This is a genomic window from Roseomonas sp. F4, from assembly GCF_053891155.1.
This window is the reverse complement of sequence record NZ_JBSSHK010000004.1, coordinates 159,546-183,293: the sequence shown is the minus strand read 5'-3', so window position 1 is coordinate 183,293 and position 23,748 is coordinate 159,546. Positions and strand designations below refer to the sequence as shown.

Below are 23,748 nucleotides of genomic sequence, written 5' to 3'. Positions count from 1 at the left end.
GTATTAATGCCCGTTGAAATCATTAGAATTTTCCTGCCGTTTTGGGCGCTGTCGGGCATTAATTCACAAGCTCTCAGCCGCGCGGCGCGGGGGCGAATTCGTCGGCGCGAAAGGCCCGGGCCAGCGCGTCCAACACGCCATTGGCGAAGCGCGGCTCGTCGCCAACGAAGAAGCCGTTGGCGATGTCCAGATACTCGTTGATCACCACCCGCGCCGGCGGGTCGTTGGGCATGGATAGCTCGCCAGCCGCGGCGCGCAGCAGGGCCCGCAGCACGGGGTCGAGCTTCTCCAACGGCCAGTCCTTGGCCAGGGCCTTGCCGATGGTCTCGTCCAGGCTTTCGATCTTCGCGGCGGTGTTGCGGACGATGCGGGCGAAAAGCTTGGCATCCACCTCCGGAATCCGGCCCTCGCCGAAACCGTCATCGGCCTCATTCGGGCCGAGGCGGTGGCGGACGAACTGGTCGATCACCGTCTCCGGGCTCTCGCCGGCCTGCTCGCTCTGGAACAGCGCCTGCACCGCGGCAACGCGCGCGCCGGTGCGCGGGCGTCCAGAGGGGGCAGGCCTCGGACCCTTGGGTTTCTGGCCGCTCATCGGCGCGCCCAATGGGAGAAATGCCAGCGGCGCGCCAGGGTGACCTGGCCGAGCACCGCATGCGCCGCCTCCGCGCCCTTATTGTGGTGGTCGGCACGGGACCGGGCGATGGCCTGGTCGAGGCTGGCCACCGTCAGCAGGCCGAAGCCCAGCGGCGCGCCATATTCGGAGGCGACCGTCATCGCGCCCTGGCAGACCGAGGCGCAGATGAAGTCGTAATGGTCCGTCTCGCCCTTCACCACGCAGCCGAGCAGCAGGAAACCGTCCCAGCGATCCGGCGCGCCGAGCGCCATGCGCAGCGCCGCCGGCATTTCGAAGGCGCCGGCCACATCGACCACCTCAAGGCTCGCGCCCACGCCTTCCAGCACCCCTCGGGCGCCGGCCAGCATCCCGCCGACGACCTCCCCGTAATAGGGCGCCTGGATCACCAGGATGCGCGGCGGCTCCCCGGCCAGGGTTTTTGCCGCGCGGTTGGGAGCGTCCTTCGTACTCACTTGCTGTCCTTCGGAATCGGTCGCGTCTCGACCACGGTCAGGCCGTAGCCTTCGAGGCCCACCACGGGGCGAGGTTTGTCGGACAGGCGGATGATGTCGCGCAAGCCCAGATCGGCCAGGATCTGCGCGCCAATGCCATAGTCGCGGATTTCCGGCGAATTCAGCCGCCGTTCCCGCATCGCGCGCACCTGCTGCGACAGGCCATCGAGGCGCCAGTCCCGCAGCATCACCACCACGCCGCGCCCGGCCTCCGCGATGGCGCGCATCGCCGCATGCAGGTCGTCTTCCACCTTGCCACCAACCAGGTCGCGCAGCAGGGAGGTGGCGTGCATGCGCACCAGCATCGGCGCGGGACCCGAAAGGTCCCCCTTCACCAGCGCCAGATGTTCGCCATGGTCCAGCGACGAGGCATAGACCACGACGCGCCAGGTGCCGCCGACCCCCTCCACGCTGCCTTCCTCCACCCGCCGCACCAGCCGTTCCGTGCGCCGGCGATGGGCGATCAGATCGGCGATGGTGCCGAGCTTCAACCCGTGATGCTGGGCGAAGGCCACCAGATCCGGCATCCGGGCCATGGAGCCGTCGTCATTCATGATCTCGCAGATCACGCCGGCCGGATTCAGCCCGGCGAGGCGGGCGAAATCCACCGCCGCTTCGGTATGCCCGGCGCGCACCAGCGTGCCGCCATCGCGCGCCACCAGCGGGAAGACATGGCCGGGGGTGACGATGTGCTCGCGGCCCAGTTCCGGATTGATGGCGACCGCCACGGTGCGCGACCGGTCGGCGGCGGAGATGCCTGTGGTCACGCCGTCCCGCGCCTCGATGCTCACCGTGAAGGCGGTGGCATGGCGGGTGCCGTTGGACTGCGCCATCAGCGGCAGGCCGAGCTGTTCCACGCGCTGCCGCGCCATCGCCAGGCAGATCAGCCCGCGCGCGTGCTTGGCCATGAAGTTGATGGCATCCGGCGTGGCGAATTGCGCCGGGATGACCAGGTCGCCCTCATTCTCCCGGTCCTCGTCATCCACCAGGATGAACATGCGGCCGCGGCGGGCTTCCTCCAGCAATTCCTCAGTGGGGCTGAGGAAGTCGTGGAAATTGGTGGTCTTGGTGGTGACGGTGCTCATGCGTTGAACTCCCGCAGGCGGGCGACGTAGCGGGCCAGCATGTCGATCTCGATATTTACCAGATGCCCGGGGCGGAGCTGCGCGAAGCCGGTCACCTCGGTGGTGTGGGGGATGATGTTCACGCCGAATTCGTGGCCCTCAACTTCGTTGACGGTCAGCGAGACACCATCAATGGCCACCGAGCCTTTCGGGGCGATGAACGGCGCGATGGCCGGTGGCACACGGAAGCGCCAGCGGGTGGAGCCATTCTCGGGCGTGGAGGACAACACCTCCCCCAGCCCGTCGACATGGCCGGAGACGACATGGCCACCCAGCTCATCGCCCATTTTCAGGGGCCGTTCCAGGTTGATGCGCCGCCCGACCTGCCAGCCGCCCAGCGAGGTTTTGGCCAGTGTCTCGGCGGAGGCTTCGACCGTGAAGGTGGCGGGTTCGAGTTCCACCGCCGTCAGGCAGCAACCGGAACAGGCGATGGAGGCGCCGATCACGGCACCCTCCAGCCAGCCTTCCGGCACGGCCACGGTCAGCCGCATATCCTGCCCGTCGCCGATCGGCGTGATGGATGTCACCTCGCCCTGGGCAGTGATGATCCCCGTGAACATTCAGCCAGCCTCACGCTCGAATTCGGTCAGCATATCCGCGCCCAGCGCGCGCACCGCCACGCGGCGGAACTTGGGCGCCTTGGCGAGTTCCGGCAATGGGAGAGGATAGGAGGCTGGAATGCCATCCCCGCCGATCACCATCGGTGCATGGAACCAGGCCAGCCGATCCACCAGCCCTTCCCGCAGCAGGGACGCGGCGATGCCCGCCCCGCCTTCGGCCAGCAATCGGGTAATGCCGCGCTGGGCGAGCGCCGCCAGGATGCCCCGCATGGCCAGACCCTCCGGCCCCCGCGGCACTTCCAGAATCTCCACGCCAGCCTCGCGCAGGGGTGCCAGGGCACTCTCCGGATGGCCGGGGATGGTGGCGACCAGGGTCGGAACCTCGCGCGCCGTCCGCACCAGCTTCGCGGTCGGCGGGATGCGCAGCCTGGCATCGGCGACGATTCGGGGCGCGGGCACCGGCACGCCGCCGGGCAGACGGCAGGTCAGGTCGGGATCGTCATCCAGCACCGTGCCGCTGCCGACCAGGATGGCATCGTGCCGGGCGCGCAGGCCATGGGCGGAGCGGCGCGCCTCCGGCCCCGTGATCCAGTGGCTTTCCTTGGTGGCGGTGGCGATGCGGCCATCCAGCGTGGTGGCCAGCTTCAGCGTGACCATGGGCAGGCCCTGGCGCAGGCGCTTGATGAAGCCGGCATTCAACGCCGCGGCCTCCTCGCCCAGAAGCCCTTCCTCCACCACGACACCGGCAGCGTGCAGCCGCGAAAAGCCTTCGCCATCGACGCGGGGATCAGGGTCCCGCAGCGCCACCACCACCCGCGACACACCGGCGGCGATCAACGCATCCGTGCAGGGCGGCGTGCGGCCCCAATGGCAGCAGGGCTCCAGCGTCACATAGGCGGTCGCCCCCCGGGCGCGGGCGCCGGCGCATTTCAGCGCCTCTGTCTCCGCATGCGGGCGACCGCCCGGCTGGGTCCAGCCACGCCCGGCCACCAGGCCATCCGCCGCCACGATGACGCAGCCCACCGCCGGATTGGGCCAGGTATTGCCAAGGCCGCGCGCCGCCAGCGCGAGCGCGGCCCGCATATGCGCCAGATCGTCCGACACGCTCAGGAGCCTTCGATCTTCCCGAGGAAAGCGCGGAAATCCTTCGCTTCCCGGAAATTGCGGTAGACGCTGGCGAAGCGGACATAGGCCACCTCATCCACGTCGCGCAGCGTTTCCATCACCACCTCACCCACGCGGCGGGAGGTGACCTCGCTATCCGCCTCCACTTCCAGCCGTCGCTGGATGCCGGTGACGATGCGCTCGATCCGCTCCTCCTCGAAGGGGCGCTTGCGCAGGGCGACGCGGACGGACCGTGCCAGCTTGTCGCGGTCGAAGGGCACGCGGCGGCCGTCCGTCTTGATGACGATCAGCTCCCGCAACTGCACCCTTTCAAAGGTCGTGAAGCGGTTGCCGCAAGCCGGGCAGGACCGGCGGCGGCGAATGGCCCCGCCATCCTCCGCCGGACGGCTGTCCTTCACCTGCGTATCTTCATGCCCGCAAAAGGGACAGCGCATGTATCTATGCCCTCAAGCGCCGGGCGCCGGCTCCGCCGGCTTGGCTACGCGCCTTGCACTGTTTCGCCGGGCCATGCGGTGCATCTGGGCGCGGCTGCCCTTCGGGCGCTCGGCCCGCTAAAGCGCGCGGGCCGCAGGTGGCGCCAATCGTCAGGCCCAAGTCGCCCTGAGGGGGGAGCGCCATTGGGTGGTTCACCCGTAGATCGGAAAGCGACGGCAGAGGTCCAGTACGCGGGACTTCACGGCGCCCTCGACGGCCTTATTCGCCTCGGCGCTATTGGCCTTTGCAAGGCCATCAAGCACTTCGCCGATCATCTGACCGATCTGGGTGAACTCACCCTCCCCGAATCCGCGGCTGGTCGCGGCCGGGCTGCCGAGGCGGACGCCGGAGGTGACCATCGGCTTCTCGGGGTCGAAGGGGATGCCGTTCTTGTTGCAGGTCAGATGGGCGCGGTTCAGCGCGCCTTCCGCCGCCTTGCCGGTCAGCTTCTTCGGCCGCAGGTCCACCAGCACCAAGTGGTTGTCGGTGCCGTCGGTCACCAGGTCGAAGCCCTGCGCCTTCAGCTCCACCGCCAGCGCCTTGGCATTGGCCACGACCTGCTTCGCATAGGCCCGGAACTCCGGCCGCAGCGCCTCGCCGAAGGCGACCGCCTTGGCGGCGATCACATGCATCAGCGGGCCGCCCTGCAGGCCCGGGAAGACCGCGCTGTTGAACTTCTTGGCCAGCGCCTCGTCGTTGGTGAGGATCATGCCGCCGCGCGGCCCGCGCAGGGTCTTGTGCGTGGTCGTCGTGGTCACATGCGCATGCGGCAGCGGCGAGGGATGCGCGCCGCCGGCCACCAGCCCGGCGAAATGCGCCATATCCACCATCAGATAGGCGCCGACCTCATCCGCGATAGCGCGGAACCGCGCAAAGTCCCAGTGCCGCGCATAGGCGGAGCCGCCGGCGACGATGACCTTGGGCTTCGTCTCCCGCGCAATCCGGGCGACTTCCTCCATGTCGATGAGTTGGTCCTCTCGGCGCACGGTATAGGGCTGCACCTTGAACCACTTGCCCGATTGATTGGCGGGAGCGCCGTGAGTCAGATGGCCGCCCGCGGCGAGGTCGAGCCCCATGAAGGTGTCGCCCGGCTGCATCAGGGCGAAGAACACCGCCTGATTGGCCTGCGCGCCGCTATGCGGCTGGACATTGGCAAAACCGCAGTCGAACAGCTTCTTGGCCCGCTCGATCGCCAGGGTCTCGGCGATATCGACCACCTCGCAGCCGCCGTAATAGCGGCGGCCGGGGTAACCCTCGGCATATTTGTTGGTCAGGACGGAGCCCTGCGTCTCCAGCACCGCCTTGGAGACGATGTTCTCGCTGGCGATCAGCTCGATGCCGTCCTGCTGGCGGATCAGCTCATCGCGCAGCGTGGCGGCGATCTCAGGATCGGTCTCGGCCACGGAGGCCTGGAAGAAACGGGCGGGGGTCATCGCCGGGGTCGTTTCATTCATCGGGACGGGCTCCATCCGGGGCTGAGCTTCTGGACGCGCCGGTCATGCCGGCCGCCCTCATAAGGTGTGGTGAGGAAAACGTTCAGCGCGTCCAGCGCCACTTCCGTGCCGATCAGGCGGGCGCCGAGGGCGAGGACATTGGCGTCGTTGTGTTGCCGGGTCAGCCGCGCGCCGGTCGCGTCATGCACAAGGCCGCAGCGGATGTCGGGGTGGCGGTTGGCGGCGATGGAGATGCCGATGCCGGTTCCACAGACCAGCACGCCGAAGCGCGCCGTGCCATCAGCCACCGCGGCGCAGACGGCGGCGGCGAAATCCGGATAGTCCACACTTTCCGGACCATGCGTGCCGAGGTCGAGCACCGGATGACCGGCGGCTTCCAGCGTGGCGCGCAGCGTGGCCTTCAGGGCGGTGCCGGAATGGTCGGAACCGAGGGCGATGGGTGTTTCGGCGGGGGTCATGCCAAGGCTGTTACCACTTCCTGTGTCCGCCAGGAACCACCGACGCCAGATGCTGTAGCGCATCCCAGACCCGCGCCAGCGCATGGCAGGACCTTCCGCTGCGCGGCGCAACAGAAGAAACACGCGCTGCGCCATGGACGAAACAAGGGTGCAATGCCTCCGCCTTGCCTCCGCCCCCCGGGACGTGGAACGGATGCGCCCGGGACAGGAGAGACAGAACATGGCGTCGTCCGAAAATCCGGAAACCATCGCGCTGCATGCCGGCTGGCGTGCGGACCCGACAACGGGCTCCGTCGCGGTGCCGATCCACCAGACCACCAGCTTCCAGTTCCAGGATACCGGCCACGCCCAGCGCCTATTCGGCCTGGCGGAGATGGGCAATATCTACACCCGCATCATGAACCCCACCGTGGACGTGCTGGAAAAGCGCGTCACGGCGCTGGAAGGCGGGGTGGCGGGGCTGGCGCTGGGCTCCGGCCAGGCGGCGACGACCTTCTGCGTGATGAACCTGTGCGAGGCGGGGGACAACATCGTCTCCTCCACCGACCTTTACGGTGGCACATGGAATCTGTTCGCCAATACGCTGAAATCCTTCGGCATCGAGGTCCGCTTCGTGGACCCGACGGACCCGCAGGCCTTCGTCAACGCCACCGATGACCGCACCCGCTGCTGGTATGCGGAGACGCTGCCCAATCCGAAGTTGCAGGTCTTCCCGATCGCGGAAGTGGCGGCGCTGGGCCGCAAGCTGGGCGTGCCACTGATCATGGACAACACCGCGGCGCCGGTGCTGTGCAAGCCGCTGGCCCTCGGTGCGGCCGTGGTCATGCATTCCACCACCAAGTGGATCGGCGGCCATGGCACCAGCATCGGCGGCGTGGTGGTGGATGGCGGCAATTTCGACTGGGAGGCCAATGCCGACCGATTCCCGACGCTGAACAAGCCCGACCCGAGCTATCACGGCGCGGTCTGGACCCAGGCGGTGAAGCCGCTCGGCCCGATCGCCTATATCATCCGTATGCGGGTGATCCTGTTGCGCGACCTCGGCGCGCCCCTGGCCCCGATGAACGCCTTCCTGACTTTGCAGGGGCTGGAGACGCTGCCGCTGCGGATGGAGCGCCATTGCGCCAATGCCCTGAAGGTCGCGGCCTTCCTGGCGGGCCACCCGGCGGTGGAAAAGGTCATCCACCCCAGCCTGCAAACCGGCGAGGCCAAGCGCCGGGCGGATGAGGCGTTGAAGGGCGGCTATGGCAGCCTGATGGGCTTCGAGCTGAAGGCGGGCGCCGAGGCCGGCCGCAAGTTCATCGAATCGCTCAAGATGTTCTATCACGTCGCCAATATCGGCGACGCCCGCAGCCTCGCCATCCACCCGGCCACCACCACCCATAGCCAGCTTTCGGTGGAGGAACAGGCGGCGTCGGGCGTCAGCCCCGGCTATGTGCGCCTGTCCATCGGCATCGAGCATATCGACGATATCATCGCCGATCTCGACCAGGCCCTGGCGGCCGCCGCGGCATGAGCGGCTATCCGGCGATCCGCCCCCGCCGCAACCGGGTGGATGCCTTCACCCGGCGGCTGGTGGCGGAGAACAAGCTCTCGGTCGATGACCTGATCTGGCCCATCTTCATCATCGAGGGCCAGGGGATCGAGACCGAGGTGTCCTCGATGCCTGGCGTGAAGCGCGTGACGCTGGACCGGCTGGCGGCGCATGTGGCGCCGGCGGCGCGGCTCGGCATTCCGGCCCTGGCCATCTTCCCCGCCACCGACCCCTCGAAGAAGGATGGCGAGGGGACCGAGGCCAAGAACCCGGAAAACCTGATGTGCAGCGCGGCCCGGCTGCTGAAGCGGGAATTTCCGGATCTCGGCCTGGTCGGCGACGTGGCGCTCGACCCCTACACCGACCACGGCCATGACGGCGTGCTGCGGCCCGGCCCGGGCGGCATGTATGTCGCCAATGATGAAACCGTCGAAATCCTCACGATCCAGGCCGTGATCCAGGCGGAGGCCGGGATCGACGTGATCGCGCCGTCCGACATGATGGATGGCCGCATTGGCGCGATCCGATCCGCGCTGGATGCGAAGGGCCTGATCCATACGCGCATCATGTCCTATGCCGCCAAATACGCCTCGGCCTTCTATGGCCCGTTCCGGGAAGCGGTGGGCTCCGGCGCCTCGCTGAAGGGTGGGGACAAGAAGACCTACCAGATGGACCCGGCCAATACGGATGAGGCGCTGCGGGAAGTGGCGCTGGATCTAGCCGAAGGTGCCGACATGGTGATGGTCAAGCCAGGCATGCCCTATCTGGACATCGTCCGTCGCGTGAAGGACCGTTTCTCCGTGCCGACCTTCGCCTACCAGGTCAGCGGCGAATACGCGATGATCATGGCGGCCGTCCGCAATGGCTGGCTCGATCATGACCGCGCGATGCTGGAGAGCCTGCTGGGCTTCAAGCGCGCTGGCGCCGATGGCGTCCTGACCTATTTCGCGGTTGAAGCGGCGCAGCGGTTGCGGGACGGCTGAGGGGACCAATCCATGCAGCACCACGCCTTCACCGAGCGGGATGTCGAGGGGCTGTTGCGGGCGAGCGAGGGTGTCGCCTCCACCCATCGCGGCGGCGCCGAGGGCCATGCCCGCGGCCGCCACCTGTTGCTCAGCAACGCCGAGCTGCTGGCCCGCTATGAGGCGATGATCGAGGCCCAGCAGCAACGCCGCGTCGCCCGCCGCGCCTCGGAGGCCGAGCGCGGCCGGAAATGGAAGCCGGGCGGACCGCTGTACCAGATGGTCACCGCCTGGGCGGACTGGGCCGATATGGTGGAGATGGGCTGCCTGCTGCTCAATTCGCCCCAGGCCCAGTCCGGCCTCGCCGCCATGTTCAACGGTGAACATGCGGCCGAAGGCGCGCGGTTGGAGGTGAGCTTCATCGCACCCCGCGACGTGATGATGCGCTATGTGCAGGGCGGGGTCTGCGTGCGGTCCATGCCGGTGCGGCAGTTGACCATGGTGGTGGACCGCGCCGACCGCGACCCGCTGCGCCTGCACATCCAGACCTTCTTCGGCGGCATCACGCTGGAGAACCCCTATAACGGCGCGGTGCTGTTCACCCCGCAGGGGCACGATGTGCTGGGCTTCACCGGCTTCGCCTTTGCTTGATGCAACCACCGCGAAAGCGGTAGGTTGCTGCGATGCGGCATAACCAGACATGAGCAACGACGCGCTCATCGGAATTCGTGCCCAGCGGGCGGAGGTGGAAGCCCTGCTGGCCTATACCCATGCCAAGGAAGCCGAGGCCAGGGTGCTGGCCTGGTGGCGCCTGCAACGGGCGCGGCAGGCGCGTCTGCAGGACATGGCGCCGGCAGCCGCGGCGCGACTTTCCCCCCTTCCCGCGCCGCCCCCCGGTGCCCTGGCCCGCTGGCAGTCCTGGGCGCTGCGTTTCGGCTTGCTGAGGCTGGAAGGCGCGGCGCCGCCCCGGCCGTTGGCGAAAGCCCTGGCGGGCAACGCGGCTCAGTCGCGTCCCAGGTAGTCCGCCACCAGCCGCGTCTGCGCCGGGTCCATCAACGCCGGGGCATGGCCGGCGCCGGCGATCTCCACCAAGGTCACCCCCGGCCGCCCTGCCATTTCGGCCGCTGTGGCGGCTTCCAGCACATCGCTTTCGGCGCCGCGCAGGATCAGGCTGGGCTGCTTCACATGGGCCCAGACCATGCCGAGTTCGATCGGCCCTTCCGCCGCTGTGGCGAAGGGCACGGCGATGGCCGGGTCGTGGTGGCTGGCGATGCCGCCCTCCGGCAGGCTGCGGGCGCTGGTTTCCGCCATATGGCGCCATTGCGCGTCGGTCAGCGCGCCGAAGGGGGCGTGCACCTCCCGCAAATGCGCCTCCAACCCCGCCAGGTCGTCATAACGCCGATCCTCCCGCACATAGGCGGCGATCCGAGCGGCGGCGGAGGCGGGGACGCGGCTGCCGACATCGTTCAGCACCAGCCGGCGGATCGGCGAGCCCGGCGCCGCAGCCAACAACATGCCACAGATTCCGCCCAGGGAGGTGCCGACCCAATCGACCGGCCCATCCAGCCGCGCCAGCAGATGCCCCAGCGCCACCACATAGCTCGGCGGCACGTAAAGCCGCGGATCGGGCAGCCAGTCGGAGGCGCCTCGCCCCGGCAGGTCCGGGCAGAACACCCGCCTGCCCTGCCCGGCCAGCACCCCCGCCAACACATCGAAGTCGCGCCCATTGCGGGTCAGGCCATGAACGCAGACCACCGGCGCGCCATCCAGCGGCCCCCATTCGGTCCAGGCGAGGCCATGGAAGGCCGCGCCCAGAAGGTAGCGCAGCCTGCCATGGCGCATCTCAGACGATGCCCTTGTCCCGCAACGCCTGGATCGCGGATTCGCTCATGCCGAGAAGGCCGGAGAGCACCTCCTCCGAATGCTCGCCGAGCCGCGGCGGCGGCACACGATAATCCGGCGGGGTGGAGGACAGCCGCACCGGATTGGCGATGACTTCCACCGTGGCGCCGGAGGAATGCGCCATCTCCACCACCACCTTGCGGGCCTGCACATGCGGGTCCGCGAAGACTTTCTCTAATGTATTGATCGGGCCGCAGCCGATCTTGGCGGCTTCCAGCGCGGCGACCCATTCATCGGTGCTGCGCTGCTGCATCACGGGCGTCAGGGTCTGTGTCACGAAGTCACGGTTGGCGACGCGGGCGGCATTGGTGGCGAAGCGCTCGTCGGAGAGCAGCGCCTGCTGGCCGGTGACCTCGCAGAAGCGGACAAAGGTCGGGTCATTGCCGACGGACAGCACGATGTGGCCGTCCCGGGTCGGGAAGACCTGGTAGGGCACGATATTTGGGTGCTGGTTGCCCAGGCGGGGCGGATTTTCCTTAGTGGCCAAGTAGTTCATGCCCTGGTTCGCCAGCCAGGCCACGCTGGTGTCCAGCATGCCGATATCCACCTGCTGGCCCTGGCCTGTGCGTTCCCGGTGGCGCAGCGCCGCCAGGATGCCGATGCAGCCGTACAGGCCGGCGAACAGGTCCGCCACCGGCACGCCCACCTTCTGCGGCAGCCCGTCCGGCTCCCCGGTCAGGGACATGACGCCGCCCATCGCCTGGATCAGCGAGTCATAGCCCGGGCGCGGCGCATAGGGGCCGGTCTGGCCGAAGCCGGTGATGGAGCAATAGATCAGGCCGGGGAATTTCTGGCTCAGCTGCTCGAAGCCCAGCCCGTACTTGGCCAGGGCGCCGACCTTGAAATTCTCCACCAGGATGTCGCAGCCATCCAGAAGCTGATGGACGATCGCTTGGCCCTCAGGCTTGGAGATGTCGAGCGTCAGCGACTTCTTGTTGCGATTGACGCCGAGGAAATAGGCGCTTTCCTTCGTCTCCGGCCAGACCGGCGGGGCGAAGCCGCGGGTGTCGTCGCCCGAATCGGGTTTCTCGATCTTGATGACCTCGGCGCCGAGGTCGCCCAGCATCTGGGTGCAGGTCGGTCCGGCCAGCACGCGTGTCAGGTCAAGGACCCTCAGGCCACGCAACGGTCCGCTCGGCGCCTTCTCCATGGTCAATGAAGTCCCTTTCCCTGTGTTCGTCCCGGCATTGCCGCCCGGCGCCTGGCGACGCATCTTGCGCCTCGGCGCCGCGAATGGTGGTCGCCGCTTATAGTGCCGTGTTCCCGCGGGAGGAAACCCATGCTCGACCTGCCCCACAAGACGCCCGAGGCGCCGACCACCGATCCCTTCGCCCTGGCGAAGGCCCTGTCCGGCGTGCATCTGATCGGCGGGCGCTACGTGCCGGCACGCTCCGGCAAGACCTTCGCCGTGGTGAATCCCGCGACCGGCGAACAGGTGGCGACCGCGGCGGAGGGGGATGCGGCGGATGTCGACGCCGCCGTGCAGGATGCGGCAAAGGCTCAGAAGGCCTGGGCCAAGGTCCCGGCCGGCAAGCGCGGCGCCCTGGTGCATGCCTGCGCCGCAGCCATCCGCACCCATGTGGATGAGCTGGGCCTGCTGATCGCGTTGGAAACCGGCAAGGCGCTGCGCACCGAAAGCCGCGTCGAGGCCAATGTGGTGGCCGATATCTTCGAATTCTTCGGCGGCCTCGGTGGCGAGTTGAAGGGTGAGAGCGTGCCCTTCGCCCCCGATGTGCTGTCGGTGACGGTGCGGGAGCCTTTGGGCGTGGTCGGCGCCATCATCCCCTGGAACGTGCCGATGCTGCTGATGGCGCTGAAGGTCGCGCCGGCGCTGGTGGCGGGCAATGCCGTGGTCGTGAAGTCGGCGGAGGAAGCACCGCTGGCGGTGCTGCGCATCTGCGAGATCATGAACCGCATCCTGCCGCCCGGCGTGTTCAACATGGTCTCCGGCCAGGGCCCGGAATGCGGCGCGCCGCTGGTGGCCCATCCGCTGGTCAAGAAGGTGACGTTCACAGGGTCGGTCGAGACGGGAAAGATCGTGGCCAAGGCCGCGGCGGAAAAGCTGATTCCCGTCACCCTGGAACTCGGCGGCAAATCGCCGATGATCGTCTTCGCGGACTGCAATTTCGAAAAGACCGTCTCCGGCGCCATCACCTCCATGCGCTTCACCCGCCAGGGGCAGAGCTGCACGGCGGCCAGCCGCATCTATGTCGAACGCCCGATCTTCGACCGCTTCGTGGCGGCGATGAAGGAGGCGGTGGACAAGATGGTGATGGGCGACCCGCTGGATGAGAAGACCGACATCGGCACCATCATCAGCCAGGGCCAGTTCGAGAAGGTGCAGGCCTTCATCGATGAGGGCACGAAGACGCCGGGCGCCACCGCCCTGGTCTGCTCCGCCATGCCCTCCGACCCCGCGCTGAAGAAGGGGTTGTTCATCCGCCCGGTGATCTTCACCGGCCTCGATGGGTCGAGCCGCCTAGTGCGGGAGGAGATCTTTGGCCCGGTCACCGTGATCCAGCCCTTCGACGAGGCCGAAGCCGTGCTGGCGGAGGCCAATGACAGCGAATACGGGCTGGCGGCTTCGCTCTGGACCAACAACCTGAAGATCGGCCTGGATCTGGCGCATCGGCTGGAGGCAGGCCTGGTGCAGATCAACCAGAACCTCGTGGTGCAGGCGAACCTGTCCTATGGTGGCGTGAAGTCCTCCGGCCTCGGCAAGGAAGCCTCGCTGGAGGCGATGCTGGAACACTTCACCCATAAGAAGACCATCATGGTGAATATGGGCTGAGGGGCGCCGCCACACGTCCCGGTTGTGGCGCGCCCTGAAATCCTGCCATCCTCCCCGCAACAGGGAGGATCAGGCGCGTCATGTCCGGACACCAGCCCAACCTCAACTTCCAGCCGGACCGGCAGGATCTCAGCCTGGGCTGGGTCACCGATCCGCCCATACGCCTGCTGGATGAGGGGGAGGTGGCGCTCTGCGGCCGCTGGCTGATCAATGCTCTGAAGCAATTCCTAGCTGAGCCCGGCAACACGCCCGAATTCGCCAATCGCCTGACCGTCGCCCAGGAACGGGGAGAGGTTTTGGAGTTGGAGACCGATCCCGCGCAGTTTCAGGTCTATGCCTATTTCCACTCCGGCAAGCCGGTCGGAATGATGTCCATCGACCGGCCGGAATCGCTGCGCCAAGGCAGCGTGCATATCGACAGTCTGGCGGGGCACCCGGCGGCGCGGAATGTGGGCGATATCCTCATCGAATTCGCCGCCAACCTGTCGCAGTCCCGCGGCGCCGGCGGGCGTGTGACGCTGACGGCCGACGTCGGCACGCGCGGCTTCTACGAAAGCGTCGGCTTCCAGCCGCGTTCCGGCGGCTGGAACGAAGGCTGGACGGGCTGCGTGCTGCGCCCACGGCCACCGCAATGGCGGCTGATGCAGGGACGCTGGGTGCTGACCGGCCTATGGCAGATGCGCGATCCGGCGCCCGTCCTCATGCCCCATGCCGGCCCGCTCTTCCGCAACTGACGCAGCCCCACCCTTCCCTTCCCACCGCATCCGGTCCATCTGGCGCCGCATGCGCTTCCTCCTCGGCTTCCTCGCCCGGCTGATCCCCTTCGGCGTCCTACTCGCCGGCCTCGCCATCGCCTTCGCGATGGCCCTGGTCTTCACGGCCCTGCCAGACATCCGGGAGGAGCAGACCCTGCCGGGCCTGTCCGCGCCGGTCGCGATCAGCCTCGACTCCCACGGCATCCCGCGCATCCGCGCGGAGAATGAACAGGATGCCGCGCGCGCGCTGGGCTACCTGCACGCCCGCGACCGCATGTTCCAGATGGAGGTGATGCGCCGCGGCGCCGCCGGCCGCCTGGCCGAGATCGGCGGCGCCTCCGCCCTGCGGCTCGACCGCCTCTCCCGCACCCTGGGCCTGATGCAGCGGGCAGAGGCGGATTTCGCGGCGCTCGATCCCGAAACCCGTGCCTTGCTGGAAGCCTATGCCGAGGGGGTGAATGCGCTGATCGCCCTTCGCGGCCGCCTCGCCGCGCCGGAATTCCTGGCGATGGGGGAGCCGGAGCCCTGGCGGCCCGCCCATTCCCTGCTCTGGGGCAAGGTCATGGGCCTGTGGCTGTCGGGCAATTGGCGGCGGGAACTGGAGCGGGCGCGGCTGGAAGCGGCGCTGCCGCCCGCGAAGGTCGAGGATCTCTGGCCGCGCGATGCCAGCCCGGGCCGCGCCGACCTCGCCGCCCTGCCGCCAGGGCTGAACCTGGACCGCATCCTGGCGGCGATCCCGGTCTTTGGTCAGGACGCGCCCCTGCCCAGCTCCGCCTCCAACGCCTGGGCCGTGGCGCCGGGGCGAAGTGCCAGCGGCGCGCCGCTGCTGGCGAATGACCCGCATCTCGGCTTCAACGCGCCGATCCTCTGGTACCTGGCGCGGATCGACCTGCCGGATGGGCAGTTCCGGGCGGGTGCCACCGCGCCCGGCGTGCCAGGCATTGTCATCGGCCGCAACCAGTCCCTCGCCTGGGGCTTCACCACCACCCATTCGGACACGCAGGACGTCTTCGTCGAGCGCCTGGCCGGCCCCGACGCCTATCTCACTCCCGACGGCCCCCTTCCCTTCACCATCCGGGAGGAACGCATCGCGGTGCGTGGGCAGGAGGCGCCGGAGGTGCTGCGGGTGCGGGAAACGCGGCACGGCCCGGTGATCTCCGACCTCGACCCGGCGGAGGCACCGCAGGGCCATGTGCTGGCCGTCGCCATGGCGAACCTGGCGCCGGAGGACACGGCCGCCAGCTCACTCATGCGGCTGAACCGCGCGACATCGGTCGCTGAGGCGCGGGAAGCAGCCGCCCTGTTCAGCAGCCCGCCGCAGACCCTGCTGGTGGCCGACGCCGCCGGGCGGATCGCGCAATATCTGGTCGGCCGCACGCCGATCCGCGCCAGCGGCGATGGCAGCCTGCCGGCGCGGGGCTGGGATGGCAGCATGGACTGGCGGGGTTTCGTGCCCTTCGACGCCATGGCGCATATCGAGGATCCGGAGTCGGGTCTGATCGCCAATGCCAATTCCCGCCCGGCTCCGGCGGACCACCCGGTCTTCCTCGGACGCGACTGGTTTGGCGACTGGCGCCTGCGCCGCATCCGCGAATTGCTGGCCGAGCGCCCCCGCCACGATGCCGCCGGCTTCGCGGCCATGCAGAATGACGTGGTTTCCCTCCTCGCCCGCGAATTGCTGCCGGTGCTGCGCGCGGTGCCGCCCCCGGCGGGCCTTGCCAGCCAGGCGCATGCGCTGCTGGCAGACTGGGACGGCGCGATGCGCGCCGATGCGCCCCAGCCGCTGATCCACCACGCCTGGCTGCGCCGCTTCCGCCAACTGGTCCTGCAAGCCGGCGACGCGCCAGAAGGCACCACGGCCGGCCCGGAATTCCTGGCCCGCCTGCTGCTCGACCCCGCCCGCGGAACAGCCTGGTGCGGGTCGGAGGGTTGCGGCCCGCTGCTGGCGCGCGCACTGGGCGAGGCGGCGGCGGAGCTGGAATCGGCCCAAGGCAGCGACCCCGCCGCCTGGCGCTGGGGCACCGCCCATGTCGCCGCCTTCGAACATCCGCTTCTGCGCTTTGTGCCCCTGCTGGGCCGGCTGACTCGGCTGGAGGCGCCGACCGGCGGCGACAACGAAACCCTGTCCAGAGGCGGGATGCGGGAGGCTGGCACCAACCCCTTCGCCCATCTGCATGGGGCGGGGCTGCGCATGGTGGCCGATCTAGCGGATACGGATGGGCTGCTGGCGATCATCGCCACCGGCCAGTCGGGGCACCCCATGTCCGACAATTTCGCCTCCCTGCTGCAACCATGGCGGTCCGGTGACGTTGTGCGTCTCGGAAGGCAGCCGGATACGGAGGCTGGATCCATCCGACTGAGTCCCTGAATCGCTGTGGAGTAGCCCTTGTCCGCCTCCCCCGACCCATTCGCCGGCGTGTTGGGTCGCCGATTGATCGCCTGGATGATCGATGCAGTACTGCTGCTGATCCTGTCCTGGCTGGTCTGGGGCGGGGCGGCGATGCTCACCATGCTGACGCTGGGTCTGGCGGGCGGGCTGTTGCTGCTGCCCTGGGCGCTGATGCTGCCGATTCTCTACGGCACGCTGTCCATCGCCTCCCCGCTCTCGGCCACGCCGGGCCAGGCGATGATGGGGTTGGCGGTGCGGTCGGAGGTGGATGGCGCGGCGCCGAGCCTCGGCCAGGCCTTCACCGCCACCACGCTCTATGCCCTCTCCTGGGCCGCGGGCGGCGTGCCGCTGCTGGCAGCCCTGTTCTCCTCACGCCACCGCACGCTGCACGACCTGTTCTCGGGTACGTTGATGGTGCGTAGCGCCTATCTGGAAAAGGTGCGCAATCATCGGGGTCTGGCTGCCGAGGATGGTTGATTTGCGGCGGGCGAAGGCGGAGACTATCCGATAATCAGATGTTGCACCGCCCCGCACGACGCCCCCAATTCTTCTACACGACCGCACCGCTTCCCTGCCCCTATCTGGCCGGGCGGACGGAACGGAAGATCGTGACCGAGCTGTCGGGCATCGAAGCCGAACCGCTGCATGACCGGCTGTCCCGCGCCGGCTTCCGGCGCAGCCACAATATCGCCTATTCGCCGGTCTGCCCGGGTTGCCGCGCCTGCATCCCGATCCGCATCGTCGCCGGCGCCTTCATCCCAGACCGCACCCAGCGCCGCGTCTTCCGCCAGAACGCCGACCTGACCGCCGCCGAGCTTCCGGCGCGGGCCAGTGCTGAGCAGTTCAGCCTGTTCCAACGCTACCAGGGTGCGCGCCATGGCGATGGCGACATGGCGGCGATGGGCTTCTACGACTATCGCGCCATGGTCGAGGACACGCCGATCACAACGGGCGTGGTCGAATTCCGCGACCCGGATGGCCGGCTGGTCGCCGCCTGCCTGACCGACTGGCTGTCAGACGGCCTGTCCGCCGTCTATTCCTTCTATGAGGCGGAGCCGGGGCGCCGCAGCCTCGGCACCTATATCGTGCTGTGGCTCGTGGCCCGCGCGCGGGCGCTTGGGCTTCCGTACGTCTATCTCGGCTACTGGGTCCCCCAGAGCGCCAAGATGGCCTATAAGTCCCGCTTCCGGCCGAGTGAGACGCTGGCCGGCGGCGTCTGGCGCGTGCTCAGCGAACACCAGGACCATGCCGAGGCCCTGGCGCCGGAAGAAAAGCTGACCGTCACCGGGTGACGGCGGCGGATGGCGTCCCCTACGATCCGGGCTGCGGCAGATAGGCGTGGCGCCTGATCGGACCATCGAAGGTCGAAACCATCTGGTCTTCTGCGGCCAGGTTCTTGCGCCGGGGCGGCTTTCCGCCAGCCAGCAGCGCCGCCAGATCGGTACGGGCGTTGCGGTCGTTGCGATACCACTGGTGCTGGATGGTATCGAAGTCGGTCCCACCCGTGGGCTGGACCTCATCCTTCGTGTTCCAGGACAGGCCGGGCCAGTAATCCACCACCTGGATATTGGCAGGCAGCACCGTCAGATCCTCCGGCCCGAAATGGCCAAGCCGCCGGCTGTCGTCATTGGCGATCCGGCTGGCCAGGCTCAGCGTGGTGTCGCGGCTGATCGCGACGGTCACGCGCTCCGCCAGCTCCGCCATCATCCGCAGGGACATGCCGGCGGCAAAGGCGCCTGAATCGACATCGGCCGAGGCCATGACCGCATCGCCGAACAGGCCCCGCATCTCCCGCGACATCAGCCCGTTGGCGAGCGACAGCAGCCCATAGGCCAAGGCGTGATTGCCCATGGAATGGGCTAGCAAAGCAAGGCGCGGCGGCTTGCCGGCGACCCGTGTGCGCGCATTGCGGATCTGGGCGAGCAACCGTGCCAGCGCGGGCCCGGCCGCGGCGGCATCGAGCTGGTCGCGGCGGTACTGTTCTTTCGCCCCGCCGATCAGCGTGCCGGAGCCGGCCACGATCACCTTCCCATCCGAGGGCCAGGAAAACACCAGGGGCGCCAGGGCCAGCCCTGCCCCGCCGTAGAACTCCTGTAGCTGCGCCGCTCGGGTCACCGCGGATTCGAAGCTGTTGGAGAAGCCGTGGATGAACAGCAGCGGCACCGCCTGATCCGACACCGCTTGCGCCAGCCAGGAATCCAGCAGCTGCGCGCAGTCGCCGCCGGCTGGATCGATGAAATCGTCGAGCCCGGCGACCTCCGGCGGATGGAGCAGATCGCGCCTGGCCTCCGTCGCCTCGGGCTTCCCAAGCAGCTCCACCTCGACCCGGCCCAGCCAGAGCCGGGCCGGCGCGGCCTTGTCCGCATCCATGCCGAAGGCGGCATCCATGCGGGCGCGGTTGGTGGCGAAGTGAATGAAGGTCGAGCCGCCATTGGCGGCCTCTTTCGGCTTCTTGGCCATGCTGTCCTCCCGGATGGGCGAGGACAGCATGGCCGGCGCGTTCATGTCGAGTTCGGAATCAAACCCCGAATTTGCGGCTCTTCGGGAAGCGGTCCGGTGGCATCTTGCCGGCGCTGGCGCGCTGGCCGGACCAGGTGCGCAGGTCGGTCTCGACCTTCACCCCGGTGCCATAGCGCCAGGACAAACCCTCCTTCGCCGTGAACACCTTGGCGTCCTGCAGCGTGGCGCCATCCTTGAGCTGCATCAGCTGCACGCCGCGGCCACGCGCCATTTCCGGCACCTGGGACAGGGGGAAGACCAGCAGGCGGTTGTTGCTGCCGATGGTCGCCACGCTGTCACCCTCCGCCGGGATACACAGCAGCGTCTCCACCGCCGCATCCACCACCAGCACCTGCTTGCCGGTGCGCTTTTCCGCCAGCAGGTCCTCGCCCTTCACGACAAAGCCCTTGCCGTCCGTGGCGGCGAGCAGGAAGCGGCGGCCCTCGCGATGGATGAACAGGGTCACCACATCGTCGCCATTGCCGAGATCGAGCAGCAGCCGGACCGGCTGGCCGTCGCCCCGGCCGCGCGGCAGGGTGTCGGCCTTCACGGTGTAGGCCTTGCCATTCGTCGCCAGCACCACGATGCGGTCGGTGGTCTCGGCATGGATGGCTTGCTTGAGGCTGTCGCCCTCCTTGAAGCGCAGCTCCGCCTCCGCGCCCAGATGGCCCTTCTGCGCGCGGATCCAGCCTTTTTCGGACAGGATGACGGTGATCGGCTCGCGCTCGATAAAGGCCGTCTCGTCCACCGGGCCGCTGGCCTCGACGGTGCCGGGGATCGTCCGGCGCCGGCCCAGTTCCGTCTCCTCGCCGAAGCGGCGGCGCGTCTCCCGCACCTCATCCGCGATCGCCGCCCAGCGCTTCGCCTCGCTCGACAGCAGGCCCTTCAGCCGCGACTGCTCCTTGCTGAGCTTGTTGTGTTCCTTGCGGATTTCCATTTCCTCGAGCTTGCGCAGCGCGCGCAGGCGCATGTCGAGGATGGCATTGGCCTGGTTCTCGGTCAGGCTGAAGGTCGCCATCAGCGCCTCCTTCGGCTTGTCCTCCTCCCGCACGATCCGGATCACCTCATCCAGGTTGAGGTAGACGATCAGATAGCCGTCGAGGATCTCGAGCCGCCGCGCGATAGCCTGCAGCCGGTGCTCCGCCCGGCGCACCAGCACCACATGCCGGTGGTCCAGCCAGCAGCGCAGCACGTCGCGCAGCCCCATCACCCGCGGGGTGCGATCCGCGTCCAGCACGTTCATGTTCAGCGGGAAGCGGGTTTCCAGCTGGGTGTTGCGGAACAGCGTCTCCATCAGCAGCTTCGGGTCGACCGCCCGCGTCTTCGGCTCCAGCACCAGCCGCACCTTGTCGGTGCTTTCGTCCCGCACATCACCTAGCAGAGGCAGCTTCTTCTCCTCCATCAGCGCCGCGATCTGCTCGATCAGCCGGGACTTCTGGACCTGGTAGGGGATTTCGTGGACGACGATGTGCCAGGTGCCGTTCTTCAGCTTCTCCTCGGTCCATTGCGCCCGTAGCCGGAAGCCACCCCGGCCGGTGGCATAGGCCTCCCGCATCGATTCAGGGCTTTCCACAAGCAGACCGCCCGTGGGGAAGTCCGGCCCCCGCACATGGGCCATCAGCTCGTCGATGCCGGCCTGCGGGTTCTCGATCAGCACCAGGGCGGCGGCGCAGAGCTCGCCCGCATTGTGCGGCGGGATGGAGGTGGCCATGCCGACCGCGATACCGGTCGAGCCATTGGCCAGCAGGTTTGGAAAGGCCGCCGGCAGGACCAGCGGCTCCTTCTCCTCGCCATCATAGGTGGCGCGGAAATCGACCGCGTTCTCCTCGATGCCGTCGAGCAGCGCCTGGGCGACATCCGTCAGCCGCGCTTCGGTGTAGCGCATGGCCGCGGCGTTATCGCCGTCGATATTGCCGAAATTGCCCTGGCCCTCGACCAGCGGGTAGCGCGCGGCGAAGTCCTGCGCCTGGCGGACCAGCGCCTCATAGATGCTGCTGTCGCCATGCGGATGGTACTTGCCCATCACGTCGCCGACGATGCGGGCGCATTTCTTGAAGCCGGAGGCGGGGTCCAGCTTGAGCTGGTGCATGGCGTAGAGCAGCCGCCGATGCACCGGCTTCAGCCCATCCCGCACATCCGGCAGGGAGCGGCTGACAATGGTCGACAGCGCATAGGCGAGGTAGCGCTCGGACAGGGCCGCGGCCAGCCCCGTCTCCCGCATGTTGCCGCCTTCGGGCGGCGGCGTGATGTCGTCCGGCATGGGTGGTGATTCGTGCTTCGTTCCGGTCTGACGCCCCTTCTAGCCCAGCCGACGCTCCCTGTTGAGGGGCTTTCAGTGAGAGGACTTCGCCGCCATCCGGCCTAAACCTGCGATGGCGTCTGCCGTGCTTCCATGCTTTATTTCGGTATACGATGCAAATCCGTGGAGATGACATGCCGGATGACGCTGCGCGGTGCTCCCTGCCCTCGCCTGGCCCGGGCCGGCCAAGGGCTGCAGCAAGAGGCCCGACCGACCGGACACGGCCCGGCTTCCGCCTATCCTATGCCCTGCGCCTCTGGCTGGGTTTGTTGATTGGATTGCCGGCGGGCGCCTGGTCCACGGCCGCCCGGTCCGAGACGTTCAGCATCGCAGCGAGTTCGATGGCCCCCGCCCTGGTGATCGGCGACATCTTCTTTGCCGACAGCATCCGGGACCCGGTGCCGAAGCTGTTCCGCCGTGGCGAGATCATCATCTTCCGGCGCAACGACACGGACACCACCGGCTGGGTGAAGCGTGTCATCGGCCTGCCGGGAGATCGGGTCCAGATGCGGCAGGGCCGTCTACACCTGAACGGCCAGCCGGTGTCACGCGAATTCATCGGGCGCCATGAGGTCGACGAGACCGGCAGGCGTACCGTCATGCAACGATATCGCGAGACGCTGCCGGGCGACGACGTGAGCTTCGACGTGCTCGAGCAGGATGACGGGCAGCCATTCGACAATACGCCCGAATATCGGGTTCCAGAGGGGCAGCTCTTCGTCCTGGGGGATCACCGCGACAACAGTCTCGATTCGCGCGCCATGACGTCCTTCGGCTTCGTGCTGATGACACGGGTTTTCGCACAGCCACGTTTCATCATCTGGTCCCGCGACCTGAGCCGCATCGGGACACGTTTCGACTGACGGGAAGGCGGGCCGACTGGATCGCGGAATTCAGACTTCCTGGTGATTCCGCCTCAACTTATCCCGCTCAAAGTCCCCGCCAACACACGATCCGCCAGCAGCCCCCGCGCCGCCGGCAGGCCCTTGTGCTGCACACCGAAGACGTCGCGCGCCAGGAAATGCCCCGTCAGCCGCAACCCCGCCGCCCAGTCCAGCGGGCTGGAAGGCCCCTGGCCGAGTAGGAAGGCCGGCAGCGGCAGCAGCCGGTCGCGCCATTCCCCCGCCGCCGCTTCCGACACTGCCCGGCCGGAGCGCGGGGAGACGAAGGTCAGGTCATCATGGCTGCCGGTGACCGCGCAGGTGGTGAGATCGAGCCCATAGCCGAGATCGGCCAGCAGATCGGCCTCCCACCGCACCAGGTCGGGCAAGGCCAGCTCCGTGCCGCGCGCCAAGGTGGCGATGAAGGCGACCAGGCCGTGGAAGATGCGCGGATGCGCCTCCCGCTCCGGCAGCGCGGCCTCGGCGACCGCGCAGGCGGAGCGGAGCGCGGCCAGCGCCAGCGGGTCCTCCATGGCCAGGGCCGCGGCCGGATGCACCAGCTCCGCGCTCAGCGCGCCCAATTGTTCCGGCAGGCGCGCCACCCAGCGCGCTTCCACCAGATTGCCCGGCTGCCACAGCGCCGCCTGGCCGCGGGAGGCGCCGCCCTTGGCGAGGCCGGCATGGCGGCCGTGCTCCTCCGTCAACAGCGTCGCGATGACGCCGCCCTCGCCATGCGGGCGGATGTCGAGAATGATGGCGGGGGCGGTCCATTCGATGGTCACGGCGGACAGACTGGTGTGGCAGGCGGCGGAAAGGAAGCGGCGATGCGAGGCTTCAGCACGATGCGTGCGGCAGTGGCCGCGATCGGTCTGGCCCTGGCGCTGGATGCGCCACCGGCAGCGGCTCTTTCGCGCACCTATATCTGCTTCTTCGAGTCCGGAAGTTCTGCCGTGACGGAGCGCTGCAGGCGGATTCTCAACGAACTGCCTGAGCAATTGCGAAGGGCTCTGGCCTATCACGAAGCATCACTGCGGCTTCCGCGGGAAGAACTTTCGGATGAGTCGAGGAGGGTGCTCATGAGCCGCGCACCGCAACTCAATGTGGAAGGCGCAGCGCAGGAGGAAAGCTCCGAGGTCGCGAACCTCAACCTGGCCATGCAGCGCACCCTCGCGGTCGCGGCTGAACTCGAGAGGCTTGGCGTTTTGGAGAACCAGATCACCACGCGTGTCATCCGCAGGCTCCTTGTGCCGAACGATCTGCTCAGCCCGCAGAATCGCTTCGTTGAAGTCGTGCTGCGCTGACGCGTCCCTTCCCCGGGTTCCATCCAACCCCAGCGCCGGGTGCCGCCGCGCATCCGGCTTCAGCTGATGCTTTCGTTGATGTCGCTGAAGAGATGGATCCGCCGTTCCAGCCGGG

General features: G+C 68.2%; 24 protein-coding genes. 11 read left to right on the top strand and 13 right to left on the bottom strand.

What is annotated here, in order from left to right; genetic code table 11:
* Positions 1-73: 73 nt before the first annotated feature.
* From nusB to rpiB, 8 genes are all read right to left on the bottom strand, one after another.
* Positions 74-592, bottom strand: a complete 519-nt coding sequence (nusB, locus tag ACVFYP_RS17305; RefSeq protein ID WP_499201445.1) for a transcription antitermination factor NusB — start codon at positions 590-592, stop codon at positions 74-76.
* Positions 589-1,086, bottom strand: a complete 498-nt coding sequence (ribH, locus tag ACVFYP_RS17300) for a 6,7-dimethyl-8-ribityllumazine synthase (protein WP_499201444.1) — start codon at positions 1,084-1,086, stop codon at positions 589-591. Before ribH ends, nusB begins: the two co-directional genes overlap by 4 nt.
* A complete protein-coding gene (ribB, locus tag ACVFYP_RS17295; RefSeq protein WP_499201443.1) occupies positions 1,083-2,210 on the bottom strand; it encodes a 3,4-dihydroxy-2-butanone-4-phosphate synthase in 1,128 nt (375 codons plus the stop codon). The genes ribH and ribB overlap by 4 nt, the downstream gene beginning before the upstream one ends.
* Positions 2,207-2,809 carry a riboflavin synthase gene (locus ACVFYP_RS17290; RefSeq protein WP_499201442.1) on the bottom strand — a complete coding sequence of 201 codons (603 nt, stop codon included), beginning with the start codon at positions 2,807-2,809 and terminating at the stop codon, positions 2,207-2,209. The genes ribB and ACVFYP_RS17290 overlap by 4 nt, the downstream gene beginning before the upstream one ends.
* The gene (ribD, locus tag ACVFYP_RS17285; RefSeq protein WP_499201441.1) at positions 2,810-3,913 is read right to left on the bottom strand and encodes a bifunctional diaminohydroxyphosphoribosylaminopyrimidine deaminase/5-amino-6-(5-phosphoribosylamino)uracil reductase RibD; all 1,104 of its coding nucleotides are present in this window, start codon (positions 3,911-3,913) and stop codon (positions 2,810-2,812) included.
* Between the two features lie 2 nt (positions 3,914-3,915).
* Positions 3,916-4,368 (bottom strand): transcriptional regulator NrdR, encoded by a 453-nt coding sequence (gene nrdR / locus ACVFYP_RS17280; RefSeq protein ID WP_216877852.1) that lies wholly within the window; start codon positions 4,366-4,368, stop codon positions 3,916-3,918.
* 192 nt (positions 4,369-4,560) lie between these two features.
* A complete protein-coding gene (gene glyA / locus ACVFYP_RS17275; protein WP_499201440.1) occupies positions 4,561-5,862 on the bottom strand; it encodes a serine hydroxymethyltransferase in 1,302 nt (433 codons plus the stop codon).
* A complete protein-coding gene (gene rpiB / locus ACVFYP_RS17270) occupies positions 5,859-6,320 on the bottom strand; it encodes a ribose 5-phosphate isomerase B (RefSeq protein WP_499201439.1) in 462 nt (153 codons plus the stop codon). Before rpiB ends, glyA begins: the two co-directional genes overlap by 4 nt.
* Before the next feature lie 220 nt (positions 6,321-6,540).
* On the opposite strand from rpiB, the gene ACVFYP_RS17265 reads away from it, so the two are divergent.
* From ACVFYP_RS17265 to ACVFYP_RS17250, 4 genes are read left to right on the top strand one after another with little or no spacing between them, the layout of a single operon-like run.
* Entirely contained in the window at positions 6,541-7,836 is a 1,296-nt protein-coding gene (locus ACVFYP_RS17265; protein ID WP_499201438.1) for an O-acetylhomoserine aminocarboxypropyltransferase/cysteine synthase family protein, read from the top strand.
* On the top strand, positions 7,833-8,837 hold the full coding sequence (hemB, locus tag ACVFYP_RS17260) for a porphobilinogen synthase (protein WP_499201437.1): 1,005 nt from the start codon (positions 7,833-7,835) through the stop codon (positions 8,835-8,837). The genes ACVFYP_RS17265 and hemB overlap by 4 nt, the downstream gene beginning before the upstream one ends.
* Before the next feature lie 12 nt (positions 8,838-8,849).
* Entirely contained in the window at positions 8,850-9,467 is a 618-nt protein-coding gene (locus tag ACVFYP_RS17255; protein ID WP_499201436.1) for a hypothetical protein, read from the top strand.
* 49 nt (positions 9,468-9,516) lie between these two features.
* Positions 9,517-9,837 (top strand): hypothetical protein, encoded by a 321-nt coding sequence (locus ACVFYP_RS17250; RefSeq protein ID WP_499201435.1) that lies wholly within the window; start codon positions 9,517-9,519, stop codon positions 9,835-9,837.
* On the opposite strand, the gene ACVFYP_RS17245 is transcribed toward ACVFYP_RS17250, so the two are convergent.
* Positions 9,819-10,658: an alpha/beta fold hydrolase gene (locus tag ACVFYP_RS17245; RefSeq protein ID WP_499201434.1), complete on the bottom strand. Its 840-nt coding sequence runs from the start codon at positions 10,656-10,658 to the stop codon at positions 9,819-9,821. The genes ACVFYP_RS17250 and ACVFYP_RS17245 overlap by 19 nt on opposite strands.
* Before the next feature lies 1 nt (position 10,659).
* On the bottom strand, positions 10,660-11,868 hold the full coding sequence (locus tag ACVFYP_RS17240; RefSeq protein WP_499201433.1) for a CaiB/BaiF CoA transferase family protein: 1,209 nt from the start codon (positions 11,866-11,868) through the stop codon (positions 10,660-10,662).
* 129 nt (positions 11,869-11,997) lie between these two features.
* Here ACVFYP_RS17240 and ACVFYP_RS17235 point away from each other — a divergent pair, with 129 nt between their 5' ends.
* The 5 genes from ACVFYP_RS17235 (at position 11,998) to ACVFYP_RS17215 (ending at position 17,945) form a co-directional block, all read left to right on the top strand.
* On the top strand, positions 11,998-13,509 hold the full coding sequence (locus ACVFYP_RS17235) for an aldehyde dehydrogenase family protein (RefSeq protein WP_499201432.1): 1,512 nt from the start codon (positions 11,998-12,000) through the stop codon (positions 13,507-13,509).
* Between the two features lie 80 nt (positions 13,510-13,589).
* On the top strand, positions 13,590-14,243 hold the full coding sequence (locus tag ACVFYP_RS17230) for a GNAT family N-acetyltransferase (RefSeq protein ID WP_499201431.1): 654 nt from the start codon (positions 13,590-13,592) through the stop codon (positions 14,241-14,243).
* Between the two features lie 49 nt (positions 14,244-14,292).
* A complete protein-coding gene (locus ACVFYP_RS17225; RefSeq protein WP_499201430.1) occupies positions 14,293-16,632 on the top strand; it encodes a penicillin acylase family protein in 2,340 nt (779 codons plus the stop codon).
* Between the two features lie 48 nt (positions 16,633-16,680).
* Complete coding sequence (locus ACVFYP_RS17220) at positions 16,681-17,130, top strand: RDD family protein (RefSeq protein ID WP_499201922.1); 450 nt, start codon at positions 16,681-16,683, stop codon at positions 17,128-17,130.
* Positions 17,131-17,168: 38 nt separating this feature from the next.
* On the top strand, positions 17,169-17,945 hold the full coding sequence (locus ACVFYP_RS17215; protein ID WP_499201429.1) for an arginyltransferase: 777 nt from the start codon (positions 17,169-17,171) through the stop codon (positions 17,943-17,945).
* A gap of 19 nt (positions 17,946-17,964) precedes the next feature.
* Here the strand turns inward: ACVFYP_RS17215 and ACVFYP_RS17210 are convergent, their stop codons facing one another.
* Positions 17,965-19,143 (bottom strand): alpha/beta hydrolase, encoded by a 1,179-nt coding sequence (locus ACVFYP_RS17210; protein ID WP_499201428.1) that lies wholly within the window; start codon positions 19,141-19,143, stop codon positions 17,965-17,967.
* Between the two features lie 28 nt (positions 19,144-19,171).
* The gene (gene parC, locus ACVFYP_RS17205) at positions 19,172-21,412 is read right to left on the bottom strand and encodes a DNA topoisomerase IV subunit A (protein WP_499201427.1); all 2,241 of its coding nucleotides are present in this window, start codon (positions 21,410-21,412) and stop codon (positions 19,172-19,174) included.
* Between the two features lie 152 nt (positions 21,413-21,564).
* Between parC and lepB the strand changes: the two genes are divergently transcribed.
* Positions 21,565-22,314 (top strand): signal peptidase I, encoded by a 750-nt coding sequence (gene lepB / locus ACVFYP_RS17200; protein WP_499201426.1) that lies wholly within the window; start codon positions 21,565-21,567, stop codon positions 22,312-22,314.
* A gap of 53 nt (positions 22,315-22,367) precedes the next feature.
* On the opposite strand, the gene recO is transcribed toward lepB, so the two are convergent.
* Entirely contained in the window at positions 22,368-23,108 is a 741-nt protein-coding gene (gene recO, locus ACVFYP_RS17195; protein WP_499201921.1) for a DNA repair protein RecO, read from the bottom strand.
* Between the two features lie 48 nt (positions 23,109-23,156).
* Between recO and ACVFYP_RS17190 the strand changes: the two genes are divergently transcribed.
* Positions 23,157-23,633 (top strand): hypothetical protein, encoded by a 477-nt coding sequence (locus tag ACVFYP_RS17190; RefSeq protein ID WP_499201425.1) that lies wholly within the window; start codon positions 23,157-23,159, stop codon positions 23,631-23,633.
* The last annotated feature ends 115 nt before the right edge of the window (positions 23,634-23,748 follow it).

What these genes read in the sequence shown, in the direction of transcription:
- nusB (WP_499201445.1), bottom strand. Translation starts at nt 592, where the DNA reads ATGAGCGGCCAGAAACCCAAGGGTCCGAGGCCTGCCCCCTCTGGACGC.
- ribB (WP_499201443.1), bottom strand. Translation starts at nt 2,210, where the DNA reads ATGAGCACCGTCACCACCAAGACCACCAATTTCCACGACTTCCTCAGC.
- ACVFYP_RS17290 (WP_499201442.1), bottom strand. Translation starts at nt 2,809, where the DNA reads ATGTTCACGGGGATCATCACTGCCCAGGGCGAGGTGACATCCATCACG.
- nrdR (WP_216877852.1), bottom strand. Translation starts at nt 4,368, where the DNA reads ATGCGCTGTCCCTTTTGCGGGCATGAAGATACGCAGGTGAAGGACAGC.
- glyA (WP_499201440.1), bottom strand. Translation starts at nt 5,862, where the DNA reads ATGAATGAAACGACCCCGGCGATGACCCCCGCCCGTTTCTTCCAGGCC.
- rpiB (WP_499201439.1), bottom strand. Translation starts at nt 6,320, where the DNA reads ATGACCCCCGCCGAAACACCCATCGCCCTCGGTTCCGACCATTCCGGC.
- ACVFYP_RS17265 (WP_499201438.1), top strand. Translation starts at nt 6,541, where the DNA reads ATGGCGTCGTCCGAAAATCCGGAAACCATCGCGCTGCATGCCGGCTGG.
- hemB (WP_499201437.1), top strand. Translation starts at nt 7,833, where the DNA reads ATGAGCGGCTATCCGGCGATCCGCCCCCGCCGCAACCGGGTGGATGCC.
- ACVFYP_RS17255 (WP_499201436.1), top strand. Translation starts at nt 8,850, where the DNA reads ATGCAGCACCACGCCTTCACCGAGCGGGATGTCGAGGGGCTGTTGCGG.
- ACVFYP_RS17250 (WP_499201435.1), top strand. Translation starts at nt 9,517, where the DNA reads ATGAGCAACGACGCGCTCATCGGAATTCGTGCCCAGCGGGCGGAGGTG.
- ACVFYP_RS17245 (WP_499201434.1), bottom strand. Translation starts at nt 10,658, where the DNA reads ATGCGCCATGGCAGGCTGCGCTACCTTCTGGGCGCGGCCTTCCATGGC.
- ACVFYP_RS17240 (WP_499201433.1), bottom strand. Translation starts at nt 11,868, where the DNA reads ATGGAGAAGGCGCCGAGCGGACCGTTGCGTGGCCTGAGGGTCCTTGAC.
- ACVFYP_RS17235 (WP_499201432.1), top strand. Translation starts at nt 11,998, where the DNA reads ATGCTCGACCTGCCCCACAAGACGCCCGAGGCGCCGACCACCGATCCC.
- ACVFYP_RS17230 (WP_499201431.1), top strand. Translation starts at nt 13,590, where the DNA reads ATGTCCGGACACCAGCCCAACCTCAACTTCCAGCCGGACCGGCAGGAT.
- ACVFYP_RS17225 (WP_499201430.1), top strand. Translation starts at nt 14,293, where the DNA reads ATGCGCTTCCTCCTCGGCTTCCTCGCCCGGCTGATCCCCTTCGGCGTC.
- ACVFYP_RS17215 (WP_499201429.1), top strand. Translation starts at nt 17,169, where the DNA reads ATGTTGCACCGCCCCGCACGACGCCCCCAATTCTTCTACACGACCGCA.
- ACVFYP_RS17210 (WP_499201428.1), bottom strand. Translation starts at nt 19,143, where the DNA reads ATGCTGTCCTCGCCCATCCGGGAGGACAGCATGGCCAAGAAGCCGAAA.
- parC (WP_499201427.1), bottom strand. Translation starts at nt 21,412, where the DNA reads ATGCCGGACGACATCACGCCGCCGCCCGAAGGCGGCAACATGCGGGAG.
- lepB (WP_499201426.1), top strand. Translation starts at nt 21,565, where the DNA reads ATGCAAATCCGTGGAGATGACATGCCGGATGACGCTGCGCGGTGCTCC.
- ACVFYP_RS17190 (WP_499201425.1), top strand. Translation starts at nt 23,157, where the DNA reads ATGCGAGGCTTCAGCACGATGCGTGCGGCAGTGGCCGCGATCGGTCTG.